Origin of the sequence: Psychrobacillus sp. FSL H8-0484 (assembly GCF_038005325.1) — a bacterium.
Lineage (GTDB): Bacteria > Bacillota > Bacilli > Bacillales_A > Planococcaceae > Psychrobacillus.
This window is the reverse complement of sequence record NZ_JBBOSZ010000001.1, coordinates 538,420-563,099: the sequence shown is the minus strand read 5'-3', so window position 1 is coordinate 563,099 and position 24,680 is coordinate 538,420. Positions and strand designations below refer to the sequence as shown.

Here is a 24,680-nt window from a genome sequence, read left to right as displayed (position 1 = left end):
GCCTCCAATTATCCCTGTAACTAATTGGGGGTACCAGTAATCTAATCTATTGCCTCACCATTAGTCATTTGGAGTGCTTCGTTTATTTACAGATGCTTTCAACGTATTACTGTAATTGTTCGCATCAAGATCTTATCACTTTTCTTTCTTCTCTTAATTCTTGGTACTTCTTAAATGTATATTTCATTAAAGCATAGTACTGCTTCTCTATCATTGTCTCTTCTTGTAAATATACTTGTATTACATTTATATGGCGTTTATTGGCTAGCTCATTGTTTGGATTAGTACTAGAGACATTCGTTTGAACTTTCCCAACCTTGTTTTTGTTTGTTCTTTGTGAATGATCATACATTCTGGCTGCATGATTCATTAAAGAATAATACTGCTGCTCTAACATTTCATTTTCTTCCATTGGACTTAATTTTCTAACTGGGATTTCAGGTGTAATTAATTTAATGGGCTCAGGTTTTTCCTTAATAAATGTATTTTTCTCCTCTATACCTAAATTACGAGTTGTCTTTTTTTTATGCATGAGATGTTTAGAAAAACGTTGTTTCATCTCAGTAGTATTTCTGTCATGCACTAGAAATTGATTTACTTTAACGGATTTTTTTTGATTTTTATTTCCATGTTTGTGTCTTTTAAATGTGTTTGGAAGGAATTGTTTTGGGGGTTGATTGTCGTTGGAACTATTAGGGATATATTGCCCCTTGCGAGTATGGCCTTTATTACCTTCTAAATCTCCTTTTTCGCACCGTAAACTTTGCTTATCCATTTGTAAGGTGTCATTGTATTCTGAAATTACCACCTCTTCATTAACCACTAAATCGCCGTCTTCCTTTACTTTTCCAGAGATTTGCTCTCTAAAAGGAACTACAACCTTCTTTTTCATTTCTTTTTCATGAGTTACTTCTATATGTTTATCAACAATTGGCTTCTCTTGATGATTTTCTTCTACCTCTTGAACAGCAACTTCCTGTTTCATGATCACTTCAAGCAAAAGTTCTTCATTTTCACTAGGTAAAACTTGTTCATCCAGTTGTAAGGCTGCGTAGTGTTCTGCAATTATTACCTCTCCATCAACCGGTAAATTTCCGTCTTCTTTTACTTTTTCAGAGATTTGTTCCGTAAAGGTTACGTCAACCTTTTTGTCCACTTCTATTTCATTCGTTACTACTATTGGTGTATCAACAATTGGCTCCTGCTGATCTTCTTGATTTTCGTCTACTTCTTGATCAGTATCTTCCTGTTTGATCACTTTATAAATACTAGATATATTTGATTTTTTTACAAAGGTTACTTCCTTTTCATTTATTAAGACAATACAATCCTTGGATATTTTGGTTAGCACCCCTATTAATGCACGATTACTTAAACTATTAACGTTGACCCAGTTGTATTTCATTTCTTTTAATATATTTGTGAAGTAATTACTGTCCAGATAAGGAACTACTTTAGAATAAATATGATAGTCTTTTGCGTTCTTTGAAATAGCCTTAATATGTTTGAGTGCTATATAATATACGTCTTTATCCACTTCAAAAATAATATGATCTTGTTTAAAATTTAACAAGATTCCTTCTACCAATTGATTTTCACTAAGAAACAAGGTAATTTTCATACCTTGAAGGGCGTCTAATGCTTTTTCCAAGTTTTGAGCTTGCAATTTGGTAGTGCCTCCTTCATAGAATATTCGTCGGCTCTGACCTGCAGAAGCGACGAACGCATCTTTTAGCTATTCATTTTCATTTATGCTTCTTGTAAGTCTTTCCCTCAACTTATTTATTTTTTTCTCATGATGCGGTTTTTCTTCTTTACCTAGTATTTCCTCGTGATTCATTTTTACGTCCTTATTTACCTTTTCTTCTATATTTACTTTTTCATCATTACTTGTCTTTTCTTCTTTTCCTTTTTCGTTCTTATTTGTTTGATCACTGGAAATTTCTTTTTCATGTTGCTTCTGGTTTCCAACTATTGCTTTATGACTGACGTTACGCATATGGAACATCGAAAAACGAACTACTTCTTCGTTTGATATAATGGTTACAAAATGTTCATTAACCTCATCCATTATACCCTCTAGCATTTCAGGTCCACCGCGGTTAATTTTTACCCATCGATATCTTAAGCATTCTAAAACACTCGCAAAATCTTTAGCCTGTATAAACTCAAAATCCTCTAACTCCATATCGAGTTGTACTAAATTTTTAGCGTTATGTGTTAAACTCTTGATGTGGTGTCTATTATAATAGATAATTCCATCCTCTTTAGTAAGCAATGTAATGTAATCCTTTTCTACTGCAAGTAGCTTACCGACACGGGATTCTGGACCACCCCTATCTATTTTAACTATTTCATTAACGAAGAATAGCATCATATCGTTTTCCATAATATCCCGACCGCCTTTTTTATTATTCTAGTATCTATATGTATCAAGGGATAACTAGGTAAGGGATAAAAGCCCATTTAAGCATAATAGGCCAAGAAATTCGAAATTATTATGTTTAGAATTCGCCGATTCTGACTAGCAGAAACGACGAATAAATAAAAATCTAATTTTTCTCTCTTATTTTTTATTTCCCTCTGCTTTTTTTGCTTTTTCATCATCTTTATTTGCATTTTCATCATCTTTGGATTTCTCAATTTTTACCCCGTAGCTGATGTTACGCATATGAAACATGGAAATCCTAATAACTTCTTCGTTTAACACAATTGTTATAAAATCGTCATGTACTTCATCCATAATTCCCTCTAGTGTTTCTGGACCACCACGATTAATTTTTACCCATTTGTATTGTAAAGCTTTTAATACACTCTTATAGTCTTTAGCTTGAATGAACACAAAATCCTCAGGAACTTGAAGATCAAGTTGTACCTCATTTTTCGCATTAACAGTTAGACTCTTAATGTGATGTGTATAATAATAAATAACCCCGTCCTCTGCAGTAAGCACTGTAATATGATCTTCTTCTGCTGCAAGTAGCTTACCGACACGGGATTCTGGACCACCTCTATCTACTTTAATCGTGGAATTAACTAGAGAATGCAACATTTCTTTATCCATTTACTTTTAACCCCCTTTTTTGTATTATCCATGTATCTATATGTCTTGGAGTAATTCAAGTAACGGACATATGCCTACTTTAAGATAATTGGGCAAGCATTATTTTTCCTACTAATAGGTATACTAATTCCAGATGAAATCTTAATTACTACCAAGGTAATAAGAAGAAAGCAGGGAAAAAATAAAATTGGAAAGCAATGGTTTCTCTTATTAATCTGAGATGAAGTCTTAAATTTCCAGCTTGTATTTGCATTTTTACCATGGTAAACTGATTTAAATTAACATTTAGAAAATTTAATATTTATTTCTTATCAAGAGAGACGGAGGGATTGGCCCAAAGATGTCTCAGCAACCAGCCAAATATAGGTGTGGTGCTAATTCCAATAGACGGTAACCGTCTTGAAGATAAGAGGACTAACTTCAGTATATTATTGAGGATTCTCTTCTTATTAGAGAATCCTCTTTTTAATTGGTCCGAAAGTATAACTTTTCTACATAGTAACTATCCAGACCCCAGCACCTAATACTGAGAGCACTGAAAAAGTGGTGTTCTAATAAAATTCCTAATAAATATCCGCTAATTGGATTTAGAACGGCTCTGTTCGCTTTCCGTGGGCGAGCGCCGAGCCTCCTACGCTACGCTTTGTGCGGGGTCTCAGCTGTCTCGCTTTCCCACCGGAGTCTCACGCCGCCGTGCTAAATCCTATAGTACACAGTATTGTTACATCAAATATTTATCATGAAAAATTCTGTAATAGAGTTTTTCAGTGCCCTCCTAATACTCGTGTGGTTACTCGTTTCTAAAGAATGTAGCTACATTGGCTGGAGAGCCGCCTCGTAGCAGTAATAGGCACTTACGATTTCTTATTTTAATAGTAGAGGATGATTAGCATTGACTAAAAAGAGTATAGAAACACAGTTAGTTCAATTAGGTAACCACAGTGATGCAAAGACTGGTGCAGTTAATCCACCGATTTATTTATCCACCGCATATAAACATAACGGACTTGGTCAGTCTACAGGTTATGACTATACACGTACTAAAAACCCTACTCGAGCAATTTTAGAAGAAGGAATTGCAAAACTGGAAGGTGGAGATGCTGGTTTCGCCTGTAGTTCCGGTATGGCAGCCATTCAATTAGTATTATCTCTCTTCCGTTCTGGAGATGAATTAATCGCTCCAGAAGACCTTTATGGCGGGACGTATCGCTTGTTTAATCAGTACGCAAATTCCTACAATATCCATACTACATATGCAAAGTTCGAATCCGTAGAAGAAGTGGAATCGCTACTTACTAAAAATACAAAAGCAATTTTTATTGAATCACCTACAAATCCCTTAATGCAGGAAATTGATATTCATCAATATGCAAAATTAGCTAAACAGCATCATTTATTACTCATTGTAGATAACACATTTTTAACTCCCTACTTACAACGCCCTATTGAACTAGGTGCACACATCGTCATTCATAGTGGTACGAAATATATTGGTGGGCATAACGACGTGCTTGCTGGCCTTGTTGTGACAAGTGGTGCAGAATTAAGTGAAAAGTTATTTGCAAATCATAATGCAGCTGGCGCAGTACTATCTCCATTTGATTCATGGTTATTAATTAGAGGGTTAAAGACACTTCACTTACGAATGAAACAACATGACGCAAATGCAAAAAAAATTGTAAAATTCCTACAAAACGAATCAGCAGTTAAAGATGTTCTTTATCCTGGAAAAGGCGGTATGCTTTCCTTCCGCTTACAAAAAAGTGAGTGGGTTGGGCCTTTCCTAGAAGGACTTCAATTAATCGTCTTCGCCGAAAGTCTTGGTGGAGTTGAAAGCTTCATCACATATCCAGCTACCCAAACGCACGCGGAGATTCCAGAAGAAGAACGTAATGCACGTGGTGTGGATAATAGTCTTTTACGCTTCTCGGTTGGCGTGGAGGAAGCAGAAGATTTAATGACAGATTTGAAACAAGTTTTCACAGCTCTAGAAAGTGAAGTGAAAATATAATGAAGGGCACTAATACACATTTAGAAACTAGCCTAATAACCGCTTCGACACGAGGAGATTTTGAACAAAAAACAGGTGCAGTGAATGTACCGATTTACTTATCGTCTACTTTTCATCAAGAAAATTTCGACAGTTTTGGTCCTTACGACTATAGCCGATCGGGGAATCCTACTAGAGATGCATTAGAAAAAACAATTGCGGAGCTGGAAGGTGGTACAAGAGGATTTGCCTTTGCTTCTGGTCTTGCAGCTATCTCCTCTGCTTTTATGTTGTTATCAGCTGGAGATCATATCGTCATCACGGAAGATGTATATGGTGGTACTTTCCGATTTGTCACGGAAGTATTACCTCGTTTCGGTATTGAGCATACATTTGTGGATTTATCCAATTTAGAAGATGTTAAACACGCAATTAGATCCAATACAAAATTAATATATGTAGAAACTCCATCTAACCCACGCTTAGGGATTACGGATATTTCTAGTATGGTTGATTTAGCAAAAGCACATGATTGTCTTACATTTCTAGACAACACATTTATGACACCGCTCTACCAACGTCCGTTAGATTTTGGCGTAGATATAGTATTACATAGTGCTACAAAATTTCTATCCGGTCATAGTGATATTATTGCCGGACTTGCTGTCACCAATGATGAAGCGTTAGGCAAAAGATTAGCATTTATCCAAAACTCTTTCGGTGCTATTTTGGGAGCACAGGATTCGTATTCTTTAATTCAAGGCATTAAAACAACTAGTGTTCGTTTCGAGAAATCAACGGAATCTGCTAAGAAAATGGTAGACTATTTAGTTAACCATCCATTAGTAGAAGAAGTTTTTTATCCTGGACTACCTACTCATCCAGGAAATGAAATCCATGCAAAACAATCTACAAGTTCTGGAGCAGTGCTTTCCTTCCGTCTACCAGATAAAGCTACAACTAAAGCATTTGTTGACCATGTACAAATCCCAGTATTTGCTGTAAGCCTTGGGGGCGTGGAATCTATTCTTTCTTACCCTGCAACAATGTCCCATGCTGCAATGCCACAGGAAGAACGGGAAAAACGAGGAATTACAGATGGGCTTCTTCGATTCTCTGTAGGTTTAGAACATGTAGATGATTTAATCGCAGATTTCGAGCAAGCACTTCAAGTAGCTACAGAACAAAAACAGAAAGTAAGAAGTTAACATGACAAATCAATTAACTCTAACAGCTCCATTTAAGGCAGATCATGTAGAAAGTTTTCTACGCCCCGAACGTTAGCACTCCCTCGTATTCTAATGTATGTTCCTTGCTTTTTTAAGAAAGAGACACCTGTGGAACTTTAATAGAAATAAAAACCCTAGTAGACCAAATAAATACATATTCGGCCTACTAGGGTTTTTCAAGTACTATGAAATTCGACATGATTACGCTGTTCTTTCGCTTTATAGAGCGCAATATCTGCTTTTTGCATTAATACTTTTGGACTTTCTCCGTCAACTGGATACATTGCAATCCCGATACTAGATGTGGAAAGAAGCTCTTGGTCTTTGATTAAATACGGCTGGCTAAAATGATCGTGCATTCTCTTAACTAAAGCCTCCACTTTGCCCTTATCAATATCTCTTAATAATATAAGAAACTCATCCCCGCCGATTCTTCCTACTACATCCCGATGACGAATGTTTTCTTTCATCCTTTTAGCAAACTGGATAAGTAGGGTATCTCCAATACCGTGACCAAGCGAATCATTTATCTCCTTGAATTTGTCCAAATCAATAAATAGTAATGCAAACATTTCTCCAGATATCTTTGCTTCCTCAATCGCTTTACCCAAGTCTACTAGAAATGTACTTCTATTCACCACTTCTGTCATTGGGTCATGAGTTGCCATATAAGTTAACTGATCTTCATAGTATTTTCTTACGGTAACATCCCGAAGTATAGCTTGAATAACCACTTCATGCTCATACTTAACTGGAATTGCAATGATTTCAACCCAAATTTTCTGTCCATCCAACCGGGCGAGTTGTTCTACTGTTGGTTCCATTTTTAACATTTCTTCCTGCTGGAAAATTTGAATTAAAGTACTTATAGTATCTACATGATGCGGTTCAATGAAATCCAACAGTGACTTTCCAATAATTTGATCAGGTTCATTGGCACCAAACATTTTAACTGCTTCTGGATTAGCAAAGGACATCTTACCACCACTTTGAACTATAATAGCATCTGGAGAATTATCCACTAATGTTTGATAACAGCTCTCCGCCATTCGAAGCATATGTTTTGCCATCTTTTCGTCTGTAATATCCTTATACATGGCTACTGCCAGCACATCACCTTTATTTATCGCACGATAGGATGCTAATATATCCTTTATTGTTCCATTTTTATGCTTCCGCTTTGTTTCAAAATAAGGAATACTCGTTCCACTTCTTAAAATATTGAGATGAACCTCATGCTCTTCCTGAGTGAAATCATCCATGAAAAAAGGAATTCTCGATAGATCTTCTACTTCTTCTATTGTCCAACCTAAAATATCCGTGAAAGCTGGATTTGCTTGAATAATGGAACCATCTGTTTGTAATATAAAAATAGCATCATTTGTATTTTCCCAAATTAATAAGTATTCTTCCAAAGTAGGTTGGGATTTCATTTTAGCAAATTTATTCACTGGATAGTTTACTCCCCTTCCTTTACGACTACATAAAGGTACTTACACTATTCTGGTCTTTCAATAGAAAATATTTCACCTAATTTTGCATAATTAGAGCCTGCTAGGCGGCTTACTGCCTTTAAGGAATCGTGATTAATTCTTCCTTCTTCATAAATAGACTCATCTATATGATAACGAACTATTTTCCCGATAATCAGATCCGTTCCAACTGAATCTCCTTCACCCAATTCTAAAATTTGCTCTAGTTTACATTCGAATCGTACTTTCGCTTCTTTAATACCTGGTACAGAAATACCTTCACTTGGAATAGGTGTAAGGTCCGCTAGTTCTATCTCACTCTCATTAGAAGGAAGTGGTGCTGCCGTAATATTAATCTTTTCCACATTCTCTTCATCTACAATGTGGATAACAAATTCACGTTTTCCTAAAATATTTCGTGTTGTATCCTTTCGTTCACCATTTTTCCGCTGGATTGCGAGTGAAATCATCGGAGGGTTGGACGACACAATATTAAAATAACTAAAAGGAGCGCCATTTATCGTTCCGTCTTCTGCAACACTTGTCACAAATGCAATTGGCCTAGGTATTATATTCCCAGTTAATAATTTATAATTTTCTCGTTCTGTATTATTCTTTGGATCTATTGAAAGCAAAGGTATTCCTCCTTTAGTTAGTCAAAGTTTCTTAGTTTAATCGGAATAAGTGAATCATTTAATCGTTCACGATACTGTTCATATTGAGGTGGTAACATTAAGTTCTCACCCATTGTTTCAAGTGACTCATCATGTGCAAATCCTGGTGGATCCGTTGCAATTTCAAATAAGATTTCTCCGTGCTCTCTAAAGTAGATTGCATTAAAGTAATTTCGATCCTTTACAGGTGTTACATCATATCCATTTTGTCCTACGAATTGTTGCCATTCCAACTGATCAGCGTCATCCTCTGCTCTCCATGCAATATGGTGGACCATCCCTACACCTATTTGTCCTTTTCCACTTGAAGTTGTTTTCACATCAATGACGTTTCCGATATCTGCATATGATTTAAATCGGATTAAGTCACCTTCTTCACCAATTTTTTCTAATCCCATTACTTCTTCTAATAATTCCGCTGTTTTAGCTGGTTGTGCGGAAAATAGTGTAGCCCCACCGAAGCCTTTAATCGCAACTTCTGGAGTAATGTCACCGAACGTCGTGTTGTTTTGATTGCCTTCTTCTCTTTCCACTATTTCTAATCGTAGTCCATGCGTATCTTCAAAAGATAAATATGTTTCACCAAATCGAGTTTCTTTATTAAAACTTACTCCTAGTCTCTCTAATCGTTTTTCCCAAAATGACATTGCACCAACTGGCACAACATACGAAGTTACGCCAACTTGACCGTCACCGATTTTCCCTTGATATGCTCCAACCCATGGAAAGAATGTAATGATTGTACCTGGCTTACCACCTTGATCTCCAAAATAGAGATGGTAGGTTCCTGGATCATCAAAGTTAATTGTTTTCTTCACTAATCTTAAACCTAAAATTCCCGCGTAAAAATCGACGTTTTCCTGTGGATGGCCAACAATCGCTGTAATATGATGTATTCCTGCTGTTTTTTTCATCTACTTTCTCTCCTTATACGTATGATACAAATTCACTGACTGGTTTACGGTAACCTCTAGGCTTTCTGCTTTCTACTTTTTCTTTACCCATGGTAATCATGAGTGCAATTTCAAATTGATCACTTATATTTAATACTGTCTTTACTTTATCTGGGTCAAAACCAATCATTGGACAAGTGTCCCACCCTTTTTCTTTCGCTACAAGCATGAACATCATTGCGGAAAGAGATGCATTTCGAATGGCTTCGTCTCTTTGGAAATTTTCTCCTCTTATTTCATATAAAGAAACTGTATCTTCTACCATCAAATCATATTCTTGCTTGTTAACGATACCTAGCATCAGCAATCCTTCATTAATAGCAGCTGAATTTTTATAAGCTAATTTATCACCTAAAACTAAAACAACTGCCGAAGCGGAATGTACTTTATATTGCCCATTTGCAGCTACTCTTAGCTGTTCCTTTACCTCAGGGTCTGTCACTACTATATACTTAGTATGCTGAAGGTTAAATGCAGATGGGGCAAGCTTCACCATTTCAAATATCTCACTAAATTCTTTCTGTGAAATTGGGTTATCTTTCAAAAAATTAGTTGCCGAACGTCGCTCTTTTATTAACTCTTGAAATTCTGTCAAAACTTACTCCTTCTTTCCTACTCTTTTTAACAGTCCTATTAATACCTTCTTTTCATTATCTGTAATATCTTGAAAGACATTTTCAATTACCTGTTGATGCTTCGGAAAAGTTTCCTCCATAAATTGTTTTCCTTCTTCCGTCATTTGGATATAAACAACTCGACGGTCTTCTATGCAATCCGTTCGTTCCAATAAACCCTTTGCTTCTAATTTATCCATTACATAGGTGATGGATCCCGAATTAATAAGTACCGCATCTGATATCTGTCGAACCGTTTGTTTTCCTTTACTATACAAAGCTTCTAACACTGCAAATTCAGAATTGTACATACCATAATTATTAATATCTTTTTTAATGCGTTCTTGAATTGCTTTCGATGATTTAGTCAGTACTACAAATAATTTTAATGATAAATTTTGACTCACCCTAGCAACTCCTTGTAGTGAATTTACTTTGAATTTAATTATCTTGAATTAAAGATATTATAAAACTAATTTTTAGTGTTGTCAAACTTAAACTTTGGGATGTCTATCTAATTTTCTATTAGACTCTGTTAAACGATAATGTAGTTATAAACGAAAATCCGCTCGCTTTCCGCGGACGAACCGTGGCGAATCCGTTGCTACATGGATGTGGCGAATGTAGGGTATGTTCCTACAAGCCGCTATGGGGTCTTGTTAGCCCGTTTTTCCGCAGGAGTCTCGAAGATTTTCGTCACAAAATTTATTCTTCTAAAAAACAACAGTCTAATTTAACAGGGCCATCTATTAAAAACACACAAAAAAAAGAGACCCGTGAAGATCTCTTCCAAAATTATTCTATTTATTAACGAAGTGTTTTTAAAGCACCACTCCAAGCAAGTAATTGATCTAACATTGTGTTTGCATTACCAGCATGATATTCAGCAGGTTTGAAAACGCTCATATTTTCAAAATCAGCCATTAACGAGAATGTTACCGCTGTGCGTACGTCCGCAACTTGAAGTTCACCTAAGATCAAGCGCATATTTTCATGAGCACGAGTACCACCTAAACTACCGTAACCAACAAAACCTGCTGCTTTATTGTTTACTTCAGGATTTAAGAAATCGAGTGCATTTTTAAGTGCGCCACCAATTGCATGGTTATATTCAGGTGTTACGAAGATATATCCGTCAAATGATGCCATTTTATCAGACCATGCTTTAATAGCTGCGTTTGCTACATCTTGTTTTTCTGCAGGGAGTTCTTGACCAAGGAAAGGCAATTTGTAGCTTGCAAGATCTACTAATTCGTACTCTGCATCATTACGTTTGCCAGCAAAATCGTACATCCAATTTGCAACTGCCTCCGCATTACGTCCTTGACGTACACTTCCGATAACAATACCAATTTTTAGTTTTTCTACTGTCACTGTTTTTTCCTCCTCATTACTTCTACCAAATAATTTATCTAAAAAACCCATGCTTTTTACCACCAATTCTATTATTTTTAATTGATATATCTCACATAGATATATCTTTAATTCAAAATAAATATAAACCATAAGTTATTAAGTTGTCAAACCACCTGCTTCATTTTCTCCGAATAAAATATTTTAAAAGAAGATCAATTTCATAATTCCAATTTACATATAAAAAATACGAACAATACTAATGGAAACTATAGAAATACATATTTTAAGCGAAAAGCTCAAGCGTCGTTTGTGATGTCTTATCTGTTTCACTCATCCCGCCGGAGTCGCCGCCTGCCGCTTCCATCAACGAAGTGATAAATGTCGTATTTTAATGACAAAGTACTATTTATGAAATTAACTCACCTATTATTCTATTTTGGATTTTACAACTTCTCCCTATATCGTTTACTGAAATATGGCGTAAAGTTGGAAAAGGAAATCTCGTAATAAAAGCAACAGTATAATTCCATACGCTTCGGTGAATAATAATTTGAAGGTAAAATAGCTCTAAAACAAGCTTCTGCCAAATTAGCAAGGCCAGGAGGGGTTTTTCATGAAGACTTTAGTAATTAAAGTTTTGATATTAATTATTTTCATTTTTTGTATTGCTTATGCATCCTCAGCAATGGACAAAGGGAGACCCTATTATGAAAAGAAAGGTTATGTCCTTTGGGGTATTAAAACAGATGAAAAAGTCATTGCACTCACCTTTGATGATGGACCCCATAGAGCATATACCCCGCAAATTTTAGATTTACTTGAACAATATAATGCAAAAGCAACCTTCTTTGTTATTGGCGAGCGTGCAGAAAAGTACCAAGATCTAATTTATCAAATGGGACAGGACGGTCATGAAATAGCAAACCACACGTATACACATCCTTTAAAGATCACCCCAGCTAAGCTTGAAGAAGAATTAAAAAAGACCAATGAAATTATTCATGATATAACTGGTACTTATCCAATATTTTATCGTCCTGTAGGTGGTAGCTATAATGATCGCATTATTAATACAGCTATTGATAATGGATATAAAGTAATTATGTGGTCGTGGCATCAGGATACAGAAGACTGGAAAACTCCTGGAGTAAAAAAAATTGTATCTAAAGTATTATCTGGAGCTAAGCCAGGAGATATTGTTCTATTCCATGATGCAGGTGGTGATCGAACGCAAACAGTACAAGCACTTGAGGAAATTCTTCCAGAGCTTCAAAAGCAAGGGTATAGATTTGTTACTATCTCAGAGCTTATAGAAGTCCATACGATGAGTCTAAGTGAAAATAAATAACTATACACAAATCCCGTTATATGTAGTCTGAACAACTCTTCCTAAGCATATCCACTTCTAAAAATATTGCAGGGATGTTACTGGTGCCAGGCACCAGTAACACCCCTGTAATAAAAAAGCTTGGTTATTAGAAATCTCTAATGACCAAGCGATTTTTTATTTTTTATCTTTTTCAAATAAGACAATGAGCGAAGGTAGTAAAATACCGCGGATTAAGAACGTATCCAAGATAATTCCAACTGCCACGATGAACCCAAATACAAACAGTAATTGAATTGGTTGCGTCATTAAAACTGCGAAAGTGGCTGCAAGTAAAATACCTGCGGAAGAAATTACGCCTCCTGTATGAGAAACTGCTATTTCTACTGCTTCTTTTACGGAATGTTTTTCTCTTTCTTCCATGAATCTTGAGATCAATATGATATTGTAATCTATTCCGAGTGCTACTAGGAACACAAATGAGTAAAGTGGAACTCTGTTACTCATTGTATCAATGTCAAAGAATAGGTTTGATAAGAACATCCCAAGACCAAGTGCTGCTAAGAAGGATAATAAGATCGTTCCCATCATATAAATTGGCATTTTAATTGATTTTGTAAGCACAATCAGCAGGATGAAAATAAGAATTGTTTCCAACAACACAATAACAAGTAAATCTCGATCGTTTACGGATCGATCATCTACTTGAACGGCTGTTTCCCCAGCAAAGTAAAGCTCCCCTTCCGCATCACTCTCTTTTACTATTTTGTCCGCGTCTTCCATCATTTGCTCTAAAGCGTTCATTGATTCGATTGAATAAGGACTTTCTTCAAAAGTTAATTGGTACTGAACAGCAAGGCTATCTTCGGAAACTCCCGTTGGACGAACAGAGCTAACTAAGTCTTGCTTCGATAGCTGCTCTAATAAACTAGCCTGGGTTTCCTCGGTAATTTCATTTTTGGATTCAAATAAAACCGTTGTTGGGGCAAGATCACCCTTTTTAAATTTCTCTTCAATAATTTCATATCCTACACGTGAAGGCATATCACTTGGGAAAGATTTCATTGTATCAAACTCGTATTTCATGTTGAACATATTTAACGCAGAAACCACTAAAATAACTAAAATAGAAAGTGCAGAAACAATTGGCTTTCTCACAACAAATGAACCAATTTTGCTCCATAAAGAATTCGATTTTACTTCCTTCTCTCCAAATTTCGGAATACGAGGCCAAAATGACTTACGTCCGAAGAGCGTAAAGAGTGCTGGTATGAATGTTACCGAAGCAAACATAATAACGAACATTGTCGTTCCGAATATTGGTGCAAAGTTTTTGTAATCACCGAATGTCGCAAAGAACAGTACTAGCATGGCAGCAAGAACGGTTCCACCCGCAAAGAATACAGGAATCCCTGTTTCACGCATTGCCCATTTCATGGCATCAAATTTACTTTCATAATGCTTTAATTCTTCCCGATAGCGTGAGAATACAAAAAGGGAGTAATCAATCGTCGCAGCGAACAATAAAATCGACATAATAGAAAGTGATTGACTTGCCAATTCCAATCCACTCGCACCCATAATACCGAGCAACTGATTTACAACCTGATATATAATCCCAGCTGCTAATAGCGGAATTAACGCTAGCAATGGAGAACGATAGATCACTATCAATAATATTAAAATAATACCGACTGTAGATAATAATAAAACAATATCCGCACGTTCAAATAAGTTTGTAGTATCTACTGCAATTCCAGCAGGACCTGTCATATAAACCGCTGAACCTGTCTCATCTGACACAATTTTCTTGATTTCATCTAAAGCTACTTCTAAATCTGCCGTTTCCAATGAATTGACAAAACTTAATGGAATTACTGCCGTTTCTTTGTCCTCCGAGAAAAATCCAGCTAGTGCTTGAGGAGGTAGACTGCTAAATGGGATTACTTCTTTCACCCCTTGAATATTTGCAGCACTTACCTTATCTAGGCTAACTCCAAGTGCTTTTATATCAATTTCGCCGTCTTTCGATTGCAAAACGAGAATTCCCGGAAGGCTTTCTGCGTCTTTAAAATGCTCATCCATGTTCTTTTGAGCTATAACCGATTTAGCATCCTCTGGTAAAGAAGCTACACTCGAAACCTTATGTTCACTTGCCCCTGGTGCAAAAACAGTTAGCAATACTGTTAGGGCTACCCATAATCCTATCGTCAGCCACATACCTTTTCTAGTTGTCACAAAATCTGTTATACGACCTAATATTTTCTTCAAAAATTCCACTCCCCATTTAAATATATACATAGTGACACAACTGTCACTTTGATTAAAAAAAACATAACTGTCATTCATATTATGTTTAATCGTGACAGTTATGTCAATTAGTCTTTATCGAACATTCCATAACTTAATATTTCTTTTATCGAAGTAACCCAATCCGCTTGAGGAATACCGTAATGATTAGGAATGGCAATTATTTGAAAAATCATTCCTAATATTACACTAGTCGGTAAATGACTTTTTATCACTTTTTCTTTTCTACCTAACTCGATAAATCCTTGGAACTGCTCATACATATCAACATGGTATTCGCTTAGCTTTGATTTGTTATTTTCCACTCTTTTTGTTGTATTTCCTGGAATTTGATTGATGATTTCTACTACTTCGTATATGTTACTATGCTCAAAAATAAAATCTATTAAATCATTAAATTGCATTTGGAAATCGCCTGTTTTCTCAAGATTATTAAAATTAGTTAGAAAACGATTCATCTCAAACATAAGAAACTCGGAAATTAGTTCATCTTTATTTTCATAATACTTATATATGCTGCCTCTAGATACTTGTAAGATAGCAGCTAATTTACTAAAAGTGAATGCTTCATACCCCTCACTAATAATCAGTTGTTTCGTCACTTGAAACAGACGCTCATCTGTAAATTTTCGTTCGCGCGCCATCTTCATCACCTCACTACATCATTAAGTATAGTACATGACAACTCATACTTAAAGAATTCCTAGAAAATATTATAAGTCACAAAGGTGTTACTGGTGCCAGGCACCTGTAACACACTTTTGTAATATCACTTCTAACATCATCACTTGTGGTTGGTGATGGTTATAGCAATTTGATCGATGACTGGAATGGTACTTGTTTTGTTATTTTCCGTTAGAACTGTAAAAATTAAGGTTTCACCATTTTTCGTATATGCATAGCCGGCAAGCGATTTAATATTTTCTAAGCTACCTGTTTTCGCCATCACATTACCCTTTGCTGGAGGCATTTTTAATCGATTTCGAAGTGTTCCCCCAATGAATCGATCAGATAATCCAGCGATTGGAAGGCTTTTACTATATGTGCTATACCAAGGTTCAGAGCGGACAACATATAGTAATTGAGACATTTGTTTTGAAGTGATTTTATTGGAATAAGACATTCCCGATGCATCTTCGAAATTCCACTTTCTACTATCCAGTCCAATGGAATCCGCATATTCGCGCATCACTTTTAGACCAGCATCCCAACTACCTTCTCCGTATACAACTTTCCCCATCTCTTTAGCTAATATTTCTGCATGTGTATTATTACTCAACTTCATAAATGGAATGATTAAATCTTTCAAGGGCATGGATTTTCTTGATACTAGAGATTTTGCAGTTTTTGGTGTCTTCCCCTGAACAACTTTTGAAGAAGATTCGAATGTAACACCCTTTTCTGACAATGATTTTTTAAAAACATCCAGCGCATAAAGGGTTGGGTTTGTCACAGATATCCACTCTTTTTTCCCGAAGGTCCCAATTGGTGAGTTTCCTGTAATTATTACTTTATTCGAACCAACTTGACGGGTTATTTTCAACGTATTTTTATATCCTTTAGGAACAGTTTTCGATTTATTGACCACTTGCAATACGTTCGTCTCAGGAGTTAACGTCACTTTAGTAGAATTTCCATTACTAGCAGGTTTCGCTTCCACAATAACAGATCCTGCATCAAAATCTTCATTTGGTGAAAGAGTCAATGCAGAAATTGCTGCTGCATAATAGTAAGGCTCATCCTCTGCTAAAATTCCCGCAGACAATCGAACCGAGTCAAACCACGTATCATCTCCAACTAAATTTCCCGATATTTTTTTTATACCTTGCTTCACTAATCCATCTGCAAAATTATCGAAGTGTATTTTTAATAAAGTAGGATCCCCTTGACCTCGTAAATATAAATTTCCTTTCAATGTTCCTTTTTGCACCTTTCCATCTGTTAACACAGCAGTAGAGAAACGATAATTCTCCCCAAGTGTCTCCAGAGCAGCTGCACCAGTTAATAATTTTAGTGAAGATGCAGGTGTTATACTTCTGTCTCCGTAGTATTCATATACTACCTCTCCTGTAGATGCCTTTCTTATTGTCACACTGGAGGAGGCGTTTTTCATTCTACTATCCAACATAATATTATCTATTTTATTTTTCAAACTTACATAAGAAGTAGCAGCTTCCACACTAGAATCGTCTGTAATTGGAATAAACACTGAACCACTTATCATAAAAACAGCAACAATACTTATAAATAATTTCTTCAGAATTTCCACTATTTACCTCCCAATTATTTCATGTTAATATTGGTAGTGTACCACTAAATTATCAGATAATAAGGAAATTTTTAAGAATTTATAAAAAAATGGCCCATTTTCTTAGGGAATTTTAGGAATATTCCCCAAAGATAAAATCCATATCGGCGAGATAAAATTATCCTAATCTGTTCCATATGAAAGAAGGAAGAAATCAATTGATTCTGTGTGAATCTATTAAGAAGTTAAATTAACTTGCTAAATGCTGCTCAGTTTTTGATCTGTATTAATTCAGCCACGTTCACCTCACTTTTTTTATCACATTTTTCCACAATCTAATTTCTTCAAAGTCTACAAATATTTATCTGAGCAATAATAAGGAGGAAATTGGTTTGTTTAAGACATTTAAGGTATTTATTATTTTATTTCTTTTACTTTCTATTGATTTACTTTCTGTCAGTAACAAAGCAGAAGGAAGTACACTGTTTCCGGATGTAAAGAGTTATCGTAATGAGATTATTTTTCTGACGGATCGCAAAATTATTAACGGGTATCAAAACGGAAATTTTGGACCAGAGGATCCGATCAAACGGATTCAAGCCGTTCAAATGATCTTGAGAGAATTGGGTGTTAAAACAGGTGATGCACCTAATCCTCAATTTAAAGATGTTCGGCCTGGCAGCAATGGATATAATGAGATTGCAAAAGCTGCTCAACTTGGGATTATCTCAGGTAAAGATGACGGTACATTTGACCCAAATGGAAAGTTAACAAGAGGTCAGATGGCGACCATCCTTGTGAATGCCTACAAACTAAAAGGTACATATTATTCTGATTTTAAGGATATCAGCAATAAAGGAAAGATCTATCCATTTATCCAGGCTTTAGCAGCTCACAATATCACAACAGGTTATCCTGACGGAACCTTCCGTCCGAATGAAACCTTAAAAAGAGCACATTTCGCTGCTTTCATGGCGCGCTTTTTAAATGAAGATTTTAAACCGAATGATATGGCGAAAGCACCTGCCCGTAGCACAGAACAGATTGTAAATAATGAACAAAGTGTTGTAGTCATTGAGCTGTACGATGAGGACGATGAACTGGTATCACAAGGGAGCGGTTTTATCGTTGCGAATCAGCTTGTAGCCACAAACTTCCATGTGATCAGCGGGGGTACTAGAGCAGTGGCCATTACAGAAAGCGGTGAGGAGATAGAACTTGAAGGAGTAGTTGCTTATGACGACTACCTAGATGTAGCTATCTTGAAGCCTGAAAAAAGAATTGGTTTTCCTTCCTTGCCGCTGACTAGCTTCAGTTCGGTGAAAAAGGGTGAAAAAGTAGTGGCAATAGGCAGCCCGTTTGGATTGATGAATACCGTTACAGAAGGTATTGTATCAGGAACGCATACCTTCGAGGACGAAATGGGCACTCTAAAGGCAATTCAAACGACAGCGGAAATTAATTTTGGAAGCTCGGGCGGTCCGCTTCTAAATAAGAAAGGTTTTGTTGTTGGGATTAATTCTTTCATTTTTGAGGACATTAATTTCGCTATATCATCCGATTATGTAAATCAATTTTTGGCAGATTACAACAAAGTAGATTTTAAAAAGATTCATACAGAAAGCTTTATCGACATGCCAATTATTGATTTTGAGGAAGATATATGGGGTGAGGATAGTGAAGATCTCCTGGAGACGATTGATTTAGAGCCTCTTCAAGGTACGAAACAAACTCTTTCCGATATCTTCCTGGATGCAGTTCATGACCCTGAACTCCCGGTTGTATATGGTATTAATGAAAATGGAGAACTGATTTCATTTAACTATGAGACAAAAAGCATTAACAGACTCCCATTCAGCAACCCAGCAGAAACAATCTTCTATAATAACGGTGAGCTTTATGTCACCCTGGTAAAAGGAGAACATAGTTCTTATTGGTTGGAAGAAACACAAGAAGGTGCCGTTGCAATTGTGGACCCTTCTACGTTTAAAATAAAGAAGCTATTCGATATAAAAATAGACCCTTACGATATTGTAGCGGATAAAAATTATTTCTACGTTTCATCAGGATCGGGACAATGGACGGACTTAAAAAGCTTTGATAAAGAAACAGGCACTGAAGTGTCAACACAAACGATCAGACAGCAAAGTAACATCTTCCTCCATCCTAACAAGGATCGGATTTACGCCGTAGACTCTGATAGCAGCCCAAGGGACATGGAAGCATTCCCAATTAATAATGGCGTTATTTCACAAGGATACGATTCACCTTACGAAGGAGATTACGATCTAGTACCATACATGATGATCTCTCCAGATGGCAGATATATCTTTAATCCTGCTGGCTCAATTTTCAGAGCGAGCCCTTTAAAGAAGACTGACATGCAATTTATTACCGATCTTAAAACTGAATTCTATGATGTAGCCTTTAATAACAAATTAACGAAATTTTATCTAGCGATTGCTGATAGAATTTATGTTTATGATTATGAAAACTTTACACCTGTAAAAACATACAGCTTGGACGGAGAAGGTTATTTCCTTTTTAACCATAAAGGCAGTCTAGTGGTTTTAGGAGAAGAATTATCACCAAAAACAGGAATTGTTAAGACTTTTATTCTCAATACAGCTATGCAATAAGAAATGATTTCAGTCATTAATTGAAGTAAATAGACTAGAGAAAAAGAGTTATTGCTGCGGCAGTAGCTCTTTTTTTTGTGCCTTTGTTTCTCTATTCTTATATGTATAGAGGTGAAAGGGCTTTGGTTTGGTCCAGATAAATAAATGCATCATAACGGCTTCCTATTTTGGAAGGGACATAATTTCCATATGCTTCAAAATTAGGATGATACACTACGCCTATTGCTCGATGACCAATCCAATTGCTAAATAAGGGACGGTTTTCTTCATTAAAAATAATCAGTTTATCAAATGCACCAGCGTTATGTAGTGCATCTTCCCAGGAGTCTGTTCTCGCGGGTGGTACGTCTATCTTTTTATATGGGACTCCCCATTCATTCGCTGCAATTACCGTTCCCCTATGTGTACCAAATCCAACGGTATAAACATTTTCCTTTCTATTTTGTAAACGAATAATCTGCCCGACATTCACCATTCCCGATGCTTCCATATCCGTAGCCGAGGCATCACCAATATGTGTGTTATGTTCCCAGATAATCATTTTCGATTCTGTTCCATGGTAGTCCATTATTTCATTGATTGCCTCAACCATATGCTCATCACGAACGTTCCATGACAACTCATCACTCCGAACCATTGCACGATAGTATTCTTCCGCATTCCTCGCAATTATTGCATTTATTTTTAAGTTTAAGTCGGCTTCTTTTTCATCTTGATAATTATCTACATGGGTACGAATAGAAGCCAATAACTTTGAAACTTCATCCACACACGCTTCCGAGATGTTAGTAGAAGAAATTGCATAGGTTTCAGGGTGTCTGTTAAATGGTTCAAAACAAGAGAATGCTTTTTTCGCGAACGCCAAATCTATGCCATTTGGATTTGTTTTACTTAAATATGTAATCACTTCATCTAAAGATTCCCACAAACTATATACATCTATTCCGTAAAAACCTACTTTCTTCTTTACCTCTATTTGGCTGTTGTGCAACTTTACCCACGTGACAAATTCAGCAATCTCTTCGTTTGCCCACATCCAAGTCGGCCATCGTTCAAATGCTTTCAATACATCACGGACATCCATTTGCTCATTGTCGTAAGCTTTAATAAACCTATTTACATGTTGAGTTGAGGGCCAGTCTCCCTCCACTGCAATTAAGGTAAACCCTTTCTCTTCAATTAACCGTTTGGACAATTCTGCCCGAACTGTGTAAAACTCAGAAGTGCCGTGACTCGCTTCTCCCAATAGAACAATCTTTGCATCACCAATTGCTTGTAGAAGAGATGTTAGATCATCGGTGGATTCGTATGATAAAGCATATTTCTTAATGGCTTCTTCCAGAGGCTTCATGAAAATCACTCCTTTTCCCTTATAGTTTGAGATAAATCTATTTCTTTTATGCATATCTAACATATGTATGATATGATGTTGAAAATATAAAGCTATGAAGAGAAGAGTAAGTAATCCTATTTTTTATAGAGAGCCCTGGTAGCTGCAAAGGGGTAAGAATACGGTTACTGAAACAAGCCTCTGAGCTTCACATGGGACTTGCAAATTTGCAAGAGATTGTGTGACAGGTGCTCCTGTTATCGAGCTAAAGTATAAGCATGTATGCATGCCGTACTTGAAAAGGCACTAATGGTGACATTAGAGCAAACTGGGGTGGCACCACGACATGTTAATCTCGTCCCCAAGACAATTGTCTTGGGGGTGGGATTTTTTTTGTTCAACTAAACATGTCGGAGGTAGATTAAATGAATTTATTAAAATGGAAGTTTCCTGCTTTATACTTAAGTGCCGTTGGGATTGCTAATATTGGTGGATGGATCTATTTACTAGCTCTTAACTTAATCATTTTTGACAGGACGGGATCTGCTCTTGCAGTTGCAGGTCTGTATATGATTAAACCTTTTGCCAATATGTTAGTTGGATTTTGGGCGGGTAGTGTTATTGACCGTGTCTCAACTAAACATTTAATGATTACTTTAGATGGGCTAAGAGTGATATTAGTAGTGCTTATTCCTTTTCTTGATTCCATCTGGTTCATCTATACACTTGTATTACTTATACAAATGGCAGGCGCGATGTTTGAACCAGCATCTTTTACGTATATGACATTATTGTTACCCGAACAAGACCGTAATCGGTTTAACGCTTTGCTTAGTTTTGTGCACTCCGGAGCTTTTGTGACTGGTCCACTCATTGCTGGGATTTTATTTATGATAGGTAGTCTTGAAAATGCTTTATTTGTGAACGTGGGGATTTTTATATTATCTGCTACATTGACACTTCTGCTCCCTAAATTAAGTAATAGAGATACTACTGAAAGTACTAGCATAACCTGGCGAGATGTTCGAACAGATTGGAAATTGGTATGGGATTTCAGTAAAAAGGCAATTCCTTTTGTGGTGATGTATATGGGATTTCAAGGGGTTATGTTACTGACAGCTGCGCTAGATTCAATGGAAGTCGCATTTGCAAAGGAGGTCCTACACTTATCTGACGCAACTTATGGGTCACTTGTAAGTGTGGCGGGTATTGGATTCTTAATGGGTGCTGTATGTACAAATGTCCTTGTTAAATTTGCTTCTGCTAACCTTTTAATGAGTATGGGAACACTCCTAGTTTCAATCGGCTATGTTATTTACAGTTTTTCAACCTCATACTTGTTGGCCAGTATCGGGTTTTTCGTACTTTCATTTTTCCTTTCCCTTGCAAATACAGGATTCATGACATTAATACAAAAAAAAGTCCCGATTGATATGATGGGACGAATTTCAAGCTTGTATAAAATGGCATCTAGCTTTATTCAAATACTTACTGTTTTGTTTTTAGGGTTTGCCGCGCAAATGCTTTCCGTAAAAGAAGTCGTAATTGGTGGATCTTTATTAATGTTTGCAGTTGCATGCTACTTAGCATTCCTTATAGGAAGATATTCTAACTTATCTACTAAAATAATAGGCTCTATTAAACGATAATGTTATTACCTGCCGAAAATCCGCTCGCTTTCCGTGGACGAACTGCCAAGCCTCCTCGGGGCAACAGGATGTTGGTCACGAATCCGTTGCCACATGGATGTGGCAAATTTAGGATTTGTTCCGATAAGCTCACTGCGGGGTCTTGGTACAGGACTCTCGCGGATTTACGTCACAAAATATGCTTCTAAAAAAACAACAGCCTAATTAAACAGATACAAATAATAAAATAGAAGAACTTGTCACTTTATCTCTTTCACACAAGCAAAAGCTAATACGACGGGAATTCTTTGTCTTCTTTTAAATTCTTCTTCATTACTAAAGTGTTCACGTTTTGGTGTACCTTCCCGCAAATCTAATATAGAGAAGCCTTCTTTTCTTAGTGTGGTGAAATACTGCTCGATTGTTCGGTGATACTTAACTACTACTTGGTCAATCCATGGTTCTTTTCTTTCACCGTCCAAAAAATAATCGTCCACAATCCAATTCTCACGTCTATCTCCTGATTGCTTGCTTGCAAAAGAAGAAGTCGTGAGTGGATGTTGGACACTAAACACAAACTTGCCACCTTGCTTTAATGCATGCTGTACATTGTTGAACAGCTTACAGATATCTTCTACATAGTGAATGGCAAATCGAGATGTTATGATATCAAATTCGTTTAACGGAAAATGAAAAGACTCCATCGTGTTCAAATAGACATACCCAGTTAAATTAGATAAATTCATATTTGCAGCAGCGGCCATTTGTTCTGAACCCTCTACACCCGCGTAGTAATCTGCTCCGGTTTCAAGTAATTCTTTTCCAAAAACAGCATCCCCACAACCTAAATCTAATATGTGCTTATTCTTGTAATCACCAATCAGTTCGTACATAATTGGTCCTTCTATCGCATTGTTTGGACTATCCTGTCTGCCTCTTCTTATCATATAATTAGAAAAAAAATCAGCTTGATCATAAACACTTGCACCTTTAAATTCCAATTAACCCACCCCTTATTACCCATTTTATTCTTATCAATTTAAGATAGCAACGCTCAAAAGTTTTTTCAAAGTTTAAACAATGGTACGATTAAATAATAAATCACTTTCAGTTGTAAAATAGTAAGAAAGAACAGGTGACTAATGAAAAAGATACAAAATAAGTTATCAAATAAACATTGGGTGATATTAAGTGGTGTGCTTTTCCTTTTATTATTTTTTATTTTAAATCTAGACTTAATAAAACTGCTCCTTGATGGGGATGTAGAAGCAATTCGTGCTTTTTTAGACAGAAATATGGGCTATGCATTATTCTTTATGTCTTTAGTTATGCTTATTCAACATTCGTTTACAGTATTTCCGCTAATCTTAGTTATTACCATTAACATTACGTTATTTGGTTTTATAAGTGGATTTTTGTGGAGCTGGTTCACAAGTATTATTGCTTCTATTATCGTTTTTTATGGAGTTCGCTATGTTTTTCAAGGAATGATTATTAAAAAATTTAACTCAAAATTAATTGAAAAAATGGACGCAAATGGATTTACCTACGTATTTCAAGCACGGCTCTTCCCACTTGTACCTACAAGTTTAATTAACATTTTAGCTGGACTAAGTACGATTCGTATCATACCTTTTACCGTTGCAACGACCATAGGAAATTTTCTATATTTCTTTGTGCTTGCTCTTATACCAGCAGGAATATTATCCACAGAATTAGACGAGTATGTTATTATGTTTATCATCTTAGCTACAGTCCTCCTTTATTATTTCATTAAGTTAATACGGCATAAAAGAAAATCTGTAGTCGAAACGGATCACAATGATTTTCCTAACTAATTAATATG

At 36.2% G+C, this 24,680-nt stretch carries 20 protein-coding genes, 1 riboswitch and 1 other annotated feature; of the genes, 6 read left to right on the top strand and 14 right to left on the bottom strand.

Annotation, left to right across the window (positions count from 1 at the left end; translation table 11 throughout):
* Window positions 1-124: 124 nt before the first annotated feature.
* From MHH81_RS02680 to MHH81_RS02670, 3 genes are all read right to left on the bottom strand, one after another.
* On the bottom strand, window positions 125-1,666 hold the full coding sequence (locus MHH81_RS02680) for a hypothetical protein (protein ID WP_340917570.1): 1,542 nt from the start codon (window positions 1,664-1,666) through the stop codon (window positions 125-127).
* Between the two features lie 69 nt (window positions 1,667-1,735).
* The gene (locus tag MHH81_RS02675; RefSeq protein WP_340917568.1) at window positions 1,736-2,389 is read right to left on the bottom strand and encodes a hypothetical protein; all 654 of its coding nucleotides are present in this window, start codon (window positions 2,387-2,389) and stop codon (window positions 1,736-1,738) included.
* A 177-nt stretch (window positions 2,390-2,566) separates the two neighbouring features.
* Complete coding sequence (locus MHH81_RS02670; RefSeq protein ID WP_340917567.1) at window positions 2,567-3,064, bottom strand: hypothetical protein; 498 nt, start codon at window positions 3,062-3,064, stop codon at window positions 2,567-2,569.
* A 305-nt stretch (window positions 3,065-3,369) separates the two neighbouring features.
* Window positions 3,370-3,476, top strand: a riboswitch (SAM riboswitch).
* A gap of 480 nt (window positions 3,477-3,956) precedes the next feature.
* Between MHH81_RS02670 and MHH81_RS02665 the strand changes: the two genes are divergently transcribed.
* Both MHH81_RS02665 and metC read left to right on the top strand, forming a co-directional pair.
* A complete protein-coding gene (locus tag MHH81_RS02665; protein ID WP_340917564.1) occupies window positions 3,957-5,075 on the top strand; it encodes a methionine biosynthesis PLP-dependent protein in 1,119 nt (372 codons plus the stop codon).
* On the top strand, window positions 5,075-6,262 hold the full coding sequence (metC, locus tag MHH81_RS02660) for a cystathionine beta-lyase (protein ID WP_340917562.1): 1,188 nt from the start codon (window positions 5,075-5,077) through the stop codon (window positions 6,260-6,262). The genes MHH81_RS02665 and metC overlap by 1 nt, the downstream gene beginning before the upstream one ends.
* A 197-nt stretch (window positions 6,263-6,459) precedes the next feature.
* Here the strand turns inward: metC and MHH81_RS02655 are convergent, their stop codons facing one another.
* The 6 genes from MHH81_RS02655 to MHH81_RS02630 form a co-directional block, all read right to left on the bottom strand.
* Complete coding sequence (locus MHH81_RS02655) at window positions 6,460-7,734, bottom strand: sensor domain-containing diguanylate cyclase (protein WP_340917560.1); 1,275 nt, start codon at window positions 7,732-7,734, stop codon at window positions 6,460-6,462.
* A gap of 47 nt (window positions 7,735-7,781) precedes the next feature.
* The gene (locus tag MHH81_RS02650) at window positions 7,782-8,390 is read right to left on the bottom strand and encodes a flavin reductase family protein (RefSeq protein ID WP_340917558.1); all 609 of its coding nucleotides are present in this window, start codon (window positions 8,388-8,390) and stop codon (window positions 7,782-7,784) included.
* A gap of 17 nt (window positions 8,391-8,407) precedes the next feature.
* Window positions 8,408-9,343, bottom strand: coding sequence for a ring-cleaving dioxygenase (locus MHH81_RS02645; RefSeq protein ID WP_340917556.1), 936 nt, complete (start codon window positions 9,341-9,343; stop codon window positions 8,408-8,410).
* Window positions 9,344-9,356: 13 nt separating this feature from the next.
* Complete coding sequence (locus tag MHH81_RS02640) at window positions 9,357-9,977, bottom strand: nitroreductase family protein (protein WP_340917554.1); 621 nt, start codon at window positions 9,975-9,977, stop codon at window positions 9,357-9,359.
* 3 nt (window positions 9,978-9,980) lie between these two features.
* Window positions 9,981-10,403: a MarR family winged helix-turn-helix transcriptional regulator gene (locus tag MHH81_RS02635; RefSeq protein ID WP_340917552.1), complete on the bottom strand. Its 423-nt coding sequence runs from the start codon at window positions 10,401-10,403 to the stop codon at window positions 9,981-9,983.
* A 400-nt stretch (window positions 10,404-10,803) separates the two neighbouring features.
* Window positions 10,804-11,421: an NADPH-dependent FMN reductase gene (locus MHH81_RS02630; protein WP_340917550.1), complete on the bottom strand. Its 618-nt coding sequence runs from the start codon at window positions 11,419-11,421 to the stop codon at window positions 10,804-10,806.
* Between the two features lie 544 nt (window positions 11,422-11,965).
* Here MHH81_RS02630 and MHH81_RS02625 point away from each other — a divergent pair.
* Complete coding sequence (locus MHH81_RS02625) at window positions 11,966-12,700, top strand: polysaccharide deacetylase family protein (RefSeq protein WP_340917548.1); 735 nt, start codon at window positions 11,966-11,968, stop codon at window positions 12,698-12,700.
* 156 nt (window positions 12,701-12,856) lie between these two features.
* On the opposite strand, the gene MHH81_RS02620 is transcribed toward MHH81_RS02625, so the two are convergent.
* The 3 genes from MHH81_RS02620 to dacB all read right to left on the bottom strand — a co-directional run bounded on the left by MHH81_RS02620 (window position 12,857) and on the right by dacB (window position 17,258).
* Window positions 12,857-14,950: an MMPL family transporter gene (locus MHH81_RS02620; RefSeq protein ID WP_445678063.1), complete on the bottom strand. Its 2,094-nt coding sequence runs from the start codon at window positions 14,948-14,950 to the stop codon at window positions 12,857-12,859.
* 107 nt (window positions 14,951-15,057) lie between these two features.
* Window positions 15,058-15,633, bottom strand: coding sequence for a TetR/AcrR family transcriptional regulator (locus tag MHH81_RS02615; protein ID WP_340917546.1), 576 nt, complete (start codon window positions 15,631-15,633; stop codon window positions 15,058-15,060).
* 140 nt (window positions 15,634-15,773) lie between these two features.
* The gene (gene dacB / locus MHH81_RS02610) at window positions 15,774-17,258 is read right to left on the bottom strand and encodes a D-alanyl-D-alanine carboxypeptidase/D-alanyl-D-alanine endopeptidase (RefSeq protein WP_340917544.1); all 1,485 of its coding nucleotides are present in this window, start codon (window positions 17,256-17,258) and stop codon (window positions 15,774-15,776) included.
* Window positions 17,259-17,629: 371 nt separating this feature from the next.
* On the opposite strand from dacB, the gene MHH81_RS02605 reads away from it, so the two are divergent.
* A complete protein-coding gene (locus tag MHH81_RS02605) occupies window positions 17,630-19,876 on the top strand; it encodes an S-layer homology domain-containing protein (RefSeq protein WP_340917541.1) in 2,247 nt (748 codons plus the stop codon).
* Between the two features lie 97 nt (window positions 19,877-19,973).
* Here the strand turns inward: MHH81_RS02605 and MHH81_RS02600 are convergent, their stop codons facing one another.
* Window positions 19,974-21,227, bottom strand: a complete 1,254-nt coding sequence (locus MHH81_RS02600) for an erythromycin esterase family protein (protein ID WP_340917539.1) — start codon at window positions 21,225-21,227, stop codon at window positions 19,974-19,976.
* Between the two features lie 85 nt (window positions 21,228-21,312).
* Window positions 21,313-21,572, top strand: a binding site (T-box leader).
* 59 nt (window positions 21,573-21,631) lie between these two features.
* Here MHH81_RS02600 and MHH81_RS02595 point away from each other — a divergent pair.
* Window positions 21,632-22,855, top strand: a complete 1,224-nt coding sequence (locus MHH81_RS02595; RefSeq protein ID WP_340917537.1) for an MFS transporter — start codon at window positions 21,632-21,634, stop codon at window positions 22,853-22,855.
* Between the two features lie 239 nt (window positions 22,856-23,094).
* Here MHH81_RS02595 and MHH81_RS02590 read toward each other — a convergent pair whose 3' ends face one another.
* Entirely contained in the window at window positions 23,095-23,835 is a 741-nt protein-coding gene (locus MHH81_RS02590; protein ID WP_340917535.1) for a class I SAM-dependent DNA methyltransferase, read from the bottom strand.
* Window positions 23,836-23,976: 141 nt separating this feature from the next.
* On the opposite strand from MHH81_RS02590, the gene MHH81_RS02585 reads away from it, so the two are divergent.
* Window positions 23,977-24,672 (top strand): TVP38/TMEM64 family protein, encoded by a 696-nt coding sequence (locus tag MHH81_RS02585; protein WP_340917533.1) that lies wholly within the window; start codon window positions 23,977-23,979, stop codon window positions 24,670-24,672.
* The last annotated feature ends 8 nt before the right edge of the window (window positions 24,673-24,680 follow it).